This is a genomic window from Pinirhizobacter sp. (assembly GCF_035317885.1).
Lineage (GTDB): Bacteria > Pseudomonadota > Gammaproteobacteria > Xanthomonadales > Rhodanobacteraceae > Pinirhizobacter.
Map to the genome: position 1 here is coordinate 1 of NZ_DATHFX010000011.1, position 5,800 is coordinate 5,800.

Below are 5,800 nucleotides of genomic sequence, written 5' to 3' on the forward strand. Positions count from 1 at the left end.
ATCGGCGATGTCCGAATCGTAGCCGCCGCCCTTGCCGAGCACGCGCACCGGCACGACCTTGGCGCCAGGAGCAACACCCGCCACGCCAAGACCGTTGTCCGCCAAAGCGGCAATCGTGCCCGTGACGTGTGTGCCATGCCAACTGGAGGGCCTGCCAGAACTGAAATCGCCTTCGTCGCTGGGGTTGCCGTCGCGGCCGTTGCCGTCGCCCGCCACCGAGGCACTGGAGATGAAATCGTATCCGGGCAGGATCTGGCCCTGGAGATCGGGGTGGTTCGTGATGCCCGTATCGAGAACCGCTACCGCTACGCCTTCACCACGGGAATGTGCCCATGCCTTCACCACATCGATGCCGGTGCGATCAGCACGGTAGCTCCACAGGTAGGGCCAATACGGATCGTTGGTGGACATGGGGTGCATCAACAGATCAGGTTCGACCGAGGCGACACCGGGCTCATTGGCGAGATCCTGCATGATCTGGTTCGCCGTCGAGAAAGCAATGGCGCTGTCGCTGGATGCACCGAATAGCAGATGACCGGTGGCCAAGGTTCGCTTGTAGGAAAGCTCCAACCCTGCTTGCGATGCACTCAGCCGCGACGCAAGCCGCGCCACCAGCGACGAGCCATCGCCGGCCGGATCAACGACGATGCCGACGACTTCAGCGTCGGCCGTGACCAGTGCAACACGTGGCAGGGGATGGGAAAGCACATCACCCGCATGGGCCAGGCTGGAAAGGGCAAGGAACGACGCAGTAGCTGCGGCGAGCGGCCTTAAGAAGGATCGGACAAGCATGAGAACGCTCCATGTCGGTGATGACGCCGCACGGAATGGCGGCGCGATCAGGCTACGTCGTGGAGCGATCCGCTTGAGGCGGCGGCGCACGTCGATTGTCGTGGGCACATCATGCTTGCGTGGAAGGGAATTTCCCTCACATGTTGCGAATGCGCCGTCATCCGCAGGATCTCACCCTCCTGAAGGCGAATCCCGCCGGCGTCACGCCGGCGGGCCGTCATCGATCGAATTCTACGGCGTCCAGGACGCCTTGATGCTAACGCCTGAGTAGGCGGCATAACCGCGAATCTTGACGTAATAAGTCCCGGCCTTGGGCGCAGCCACCGTGCACGTCTCGGCATTGCCAGTCTTGTACGGGCGGCAATCGTAGGTCGCCGTGGTGGGCGCCGATCCGAAACGGGTGTACAGGTCGGCATCACCCGTACCACCGGACATGGCAATGGTCAGGTTCCTGGCGCCGGCAGCGATGACCACGGTGTACGTCGTTTCGCTTCCCTTGGCACCGGATATACCCGTCTTTGCCACACCATTGGACAGCGCCGAACCACCACCACCGCCTCCACTGCCGCAGGTCACGCCCACGCCTGTGAAGGCCGTGGCCACGTTGGCAGCGGAAAAGCCGAGGTCGGTCGCGGCACTTGCAACGCCGCATGCGCCGTTGTTGAAGGTCTCGTTCGCACCCCAGTAAAGCGCGTTGGCCCGTGCGAATACCTTGAAGGCCTTCTGGGTGTCCCACCCGCTGGTCTTGGCCAGCAGGCAGAACGCTTTGTTGTAGACGCCACTGGAATAGTGGACGTCCAGGCCGGAGGTGTAGTCCGCGGCGTTGTCGATGGAACCACCATCCTGCGGCGGGTTGCACATGTAGCGCAGTGCGTTGCCGATGCCTGCGCTGGTCTTGACGATGTCGGCGCCGACCAGGAAGTCATTGCTTCCCCGGTCGAAGAATTCCGTCGCCTCGCCGGCGATATCCGAATACGCCTCGTTCATGCCACCGGATTGCCCGGTATAGGCGAGGTTGGAATGCTGCTCGGTATAACCGTGGCTGATCTCATGGCCGGTGACGTCGATCGCCACCAGCGGATAGAACGTGCTGGCGCCATCGCCAAAGCTCATCTGGGTACCGTCCCAGAACGCGTTTTCGTAACTGTTGCCGTAGTGCACCTTCATCAGCAGCACCTGGTTCAGCGGAGCGGCACCGGTGTAGGCCACGTACATGTCGTGTACGACCCCACCAAAATGGTGGGCGTCGTTGATCGGTGAATACGCACCGTTGACGGCATCGCCCTGGCTGGTCGGGCAGGTAAAGCTCCACAGCGTGCCACCACTGGTCTTGTGGTTGAGGTTGTAGGTCTTGACGTAGGCGTTTTGCGCCGTGCACGTGCTGCCCGATTGCGTCACGCGTAGTGCGGGAAAGTCGGTGCCGTAGGTGTATTGGCCTGTCTTGGCATTGCCGCCTGGACCATTGGCATCGACCTCGGCATTGGCCAGGCCTTCCCACTGCGCGATCACTTCCCCGGTGTTGGCATCGATGATGGCCGTGGGCCGTGATGGACGATCGCCATTGAGAACGTACGAGGTGAGGTAAACCAGGCGCGCGGGAGCGTTTTCCTGGGGATAGACATAGAGGTCGGCGCGTGTGTTCTCAGGCTTCGCACCCAGGGCAACGAGCGAGGCATTGCGTCGCTGCAACACATCCAGTGCGGCCGCCGGGTCGAGCTTCGGGGTCACCGACGCAAGCTCTACGCTCAGGCTGGTGGCGACCACGCCTGTCGCCCGCAGCGCATTGCCACGGTTGTCCTGCTCGACGGCGACGGATTTTCCATACACAGGTACTCCCATGTAGGTCTGTTGCATGCGCACGGTGCGCGTGCCGTGCGCCGTGGGCAGCGAGTCTTTCTCGACCAGGCCCGACCGATTGTCCAGGCCCAGGTGTGTGGCGAGGCTTGCCACGGGTGTTGCATTGAGGCTCTGGGCGACCAACTTCTGCTCGGTCGCCGCGTGCACCTGCGTTGCGGCGGCGAGTGCCAGCGCAACGACCAGTGCGTTCGAACGATATGAACTTGCCATGTGTTTCCTCCCAAGGTGGCGCGCGCACTCGCCCGTTGCGACCGCGGCGGCCACATCACGACATGCCGCATGTAGCGGCTCCGGTGGTTTTTTTATGACCTCCGAGAGGATCGACGACGCTGCCCGGCCCCTCTCCTTCCGGGTTAGCGCGGATCCTTCAAGTTGCGTCACCGGCCTCCACCGGCGCCACGGAGTGTCGCGCAGGCTCCCCGCCCGTCGACGCAATTGAAACTAGCAGGTTGACCAAGGTGTACCGTGAGGCAGTTCTCATGTTCGCAAGCTCTTGCTGCTCGGCAATTGCTTGCGAAATCGTTTTCACGATGAAGGCAAGCAATTGTATTTCTGTCAGTTTGTGTAACTGCCACGAGGCAAACCCGGGCGAAAGAAAAAGCGGACACGCGACATGCGCGCGTCCGCTTGCAACGGAAAGCTAGTCGCAACGCACGCCGACCGCGTCGAATGCATTGACGACATCGTCGGTGGAAGTGCCAAGGTCTTTGGCCGCGGCCATGACGCCGCATGCGCCCGCGTTGAACGTGCTATTGGCCGACCAGTACAGCTCGTTGGCCCGGGCGAACACCTCGAAAGCGGAAAGCGCGTTCCAGCCGTTGGTTTTGGCCAGGATGCAGAACGCCTTGTTATATACGCCGCTGGAATAGTGGTTATCCATGGGTTTGAAATCGCGCTGATGATCGATGGATCGGCCATCGCGCCGGGGTTCGCACATGTATCGCAACGCTGGCTGGGTCTTGGTGATCTCGGCGCCAACGAGGAAATCATTGGAACCGTTTGCATAGAGCTTCGCCGCCTCGCCCGCCATGTCGGAGAATGCCTCATTCATGCCGCCGGAATGATTGTTGTTGTAGATGAGGCGTGAGTTGTCACCGGTATAGCCATGACTGACTTCGTGGGCGACCACGTCCAGCGCGGTGAGGGGATAGAAGACGGTGCTACCGTCGCCAAACTGCATCGTTCGGCTGGCGCCATTCCACGATGCGTTGTCGTAGTTCCGCGCGTAGTGGACCTGCGCGATGAGCGGTGTGGATATGGGAGGCTGGCCGGTGAGTTCGCGGTACATGGCGAACACCGCCGAACCATAATGATGGGCGTCATTGAGAGGGCCATGGCCGCCGTTGATGCCATCGCCGATGTTCGTTGGGCAGACGAATGACCAGGGCGTGCGGTTGCCGGTGTTGGTGGTCTGCTTGAGGTTGACGGTGATGATGCTTTCATTCTTTAGCGTGCAGGTTCCGTCGTTGGCGGTGACCCGCAGGAGGGGCTTGTCCACGCCATAGGTCACGGCGCCGATCTTGGCGTTGCCGCCGGGGCCGTTGGCCAGGTCACTGGCATGCATCAGTTCGTCCCAGCGTTCAAGCACCGTGCCGTCGCTGGCATCGACGATTCCCGCCGGCACCGAGGGATGCTCGCCGCCCAGACCCACTGATACCCGCCATGCCAGCCGCGCGATGTTGTCCTGGCCGACGTGATGAATAAGCTCGCTGGCGCCCTCGGTGATTTCCCCGCCGCCCGCCAATGACAGCCCGCCCAGAAGCATGCCGCGCGCAGCCGCGGCATCAAGCTGCGGCTGCGGCGAGGCAAGCGCTGCCACATCGCGGGCGAAGGTTCCCGTGGCGCCAACGATGGTTTCATCGTCATTCGCCACTTCGACCGTGGCGATGCTCCCCAGGATCGGCACACCGTTCTTCAGTTGCTGCAGTTTGACAGTGCGGGTGCCATGAACCGTGGCCGCCGAAGCCTCGACTCGCCAGTCGGTCCCCAGGTCCGCACCGATGATCCGCGACATGCCGGGCAACAGGCTGCCCTGTAGCGAGCCGCCATCGAAGCGTTGGGACTGGGCGGCGTGGGACATCGACGCCGGCAGCGCCAGCGCGATGGCGCCCGCACATAGAGCGAGGCGGCCAAGGGGGCCGTGCGGATGATTCACATGCATGGGAAGGCTCTCCAGATGATGGCGCCACTTCGGCGCCGACGGACGACGTTGCCCGCCTGGAAACTCTGGACTTCCCGCGCAGGCGCATGCAGCCGCGCACGACACTTTTCCGCCGTCGGGAATGACGTCACCCGGCGTAGACGTGCAGGAAATACCTGGTAAGCCTAAGCCCCTGAGATTGTCAGAGCATGCCGGTTTCGAGCTTGGCCGCGTCCGACATCATCGAATGATTCCACGGCGGGTCGAAGACAAGGTCGACATCAGCCTCACTGACCGTGGGGATCAGTTCGAGCTTGGTGCGTACGTCATCGACCAGGATGTCGCCCATGCCGCAACCGGGCGCGGTCAGGGTCATCTTCACGTACACCTTGCGGTCGCCGGCATCGGTGCGCTCGAGGGTGGCGTCGTAGACCAGGCCAAGCTCCACCACGTTGATCGGGATTTCCGGATCGAAGCAGGTGCGAAGCTGTTGCCACACGAGTTTTTCGACGTCTTCATCGCCGGCGTCGGCCGGAAGCTCGATGGCCGGGGGCGCGTCCTTGCCCAGGGCATCGGCGTCGTGGCCCGCGATGCGGAACAGGTTGCCCTCGACATACACCGTGAAGCTGCCCCCCAGGGCCTGGGTGATGTAACCGATCTGGCCGGCGGGCAGGGTCACCTGCTCGCCCTGGGGAACCATCACCGCCACGCAATCGCGCTCGAGGGTGAAAGGCTCACTGCTAAGACTGAAACCGCTCATGGAATTCCTGAAAGCCGCAAGGCCCGCGACGGCAAGTCGCCATTATGAAGCTACTCACCTGAAAATCGGGCCGCACGGCACCGATCTCAACCCGGCCCGGTATCATGTCCGTTTGCCGCCAAGCTTAAGGACTTCCCCCCAATGCCGACCCCTTCCCGCCGGATCCTCCCGGGGTGAGCCGCCTGTTTTACGGAATTCTTTGCTGTGTATTGTTCGCCCTGGCGGGCGGCGCGGCGCTATCGGTGGTCGCC

Annotated in this window: 4 protein-coding genes; all 4 read right to left on the minus strand. The window is 62.6% G+C overall.

Annotation, left to right across the window (positions count from 1 at the left end; all coding sequences use genetic code 11):
- The coding region (locus VK519_RS00280; protein ID WP_324346539.1) for a S8 family serine peptidase at positions 1–882 on the minus strand (882 nt) is incomplete at its 3' end.
- A gap of 141 nt (positions 883–1,023) precedes the next feature.
- Positions 1,024–2,859, minus strand: coding sequence for a M4 family metallopeptidase (locus tag VK519_RS00285; protein WP_324346541.1), 1,836 nt, complete (start codon positions 2,857–2,859; stop codon positions 1,024–1,026).
- A gap of 430 nt (positions 2,860–3,289) precedes the next feature.
- On the minus strand, positions 3,290–4,810 hold the full coding sequence (locus tag VK519_RS00290; RefSeq protein WP_324346543.1) for a M4 family metallopeptidase: 1,521 nt from the start codon (positions 4,808–4,810) through the stop codon (positions 3,290–3,292).
- A gap of 181 nt (positions 4,811–4,991) precedes the next feature.
- Positions 4,992–5,549: a putative Fe-S cluster assembly protein SufT gene (gene sufT / locus VK519_RS00295; protein WP_324346545.1), complete on the minus strand. Its 558-nt coding sequence runs from the start codon at positions 5,547–5,549 to the stop codon at positions 4,992–4,994.
- Between the last annotated feature and the right edge of the window lie 251 nt (positions 5,550–5,800).

What these genes read in the sequence shown, in the direction of transcription:
- VK519_RS00285 (WP_324346541.1), bottom strand. Translation starts at nt 2,859, where the DNA reads ATGGCAAGTTCATATCGTTCGAACGCACTGGTCGTTGCGCTGGCACTC.
- VK519_RS00290 (WP_324346543.1), bottom strand. Translation starts at nt 4,810, where the DNA reads ATGCATGTGAATCATCCGCACGGCCCCCTTGGCCGCCTCGCTCTATGT.
- sufT (WP_324346545.1), bottom strand. Translation starts at nt 5,549, where the DNA reads ATGAGCGGTTTCAGTCTTAGCAGTGAGCCTTTCACCCTCGAGCGCGAT.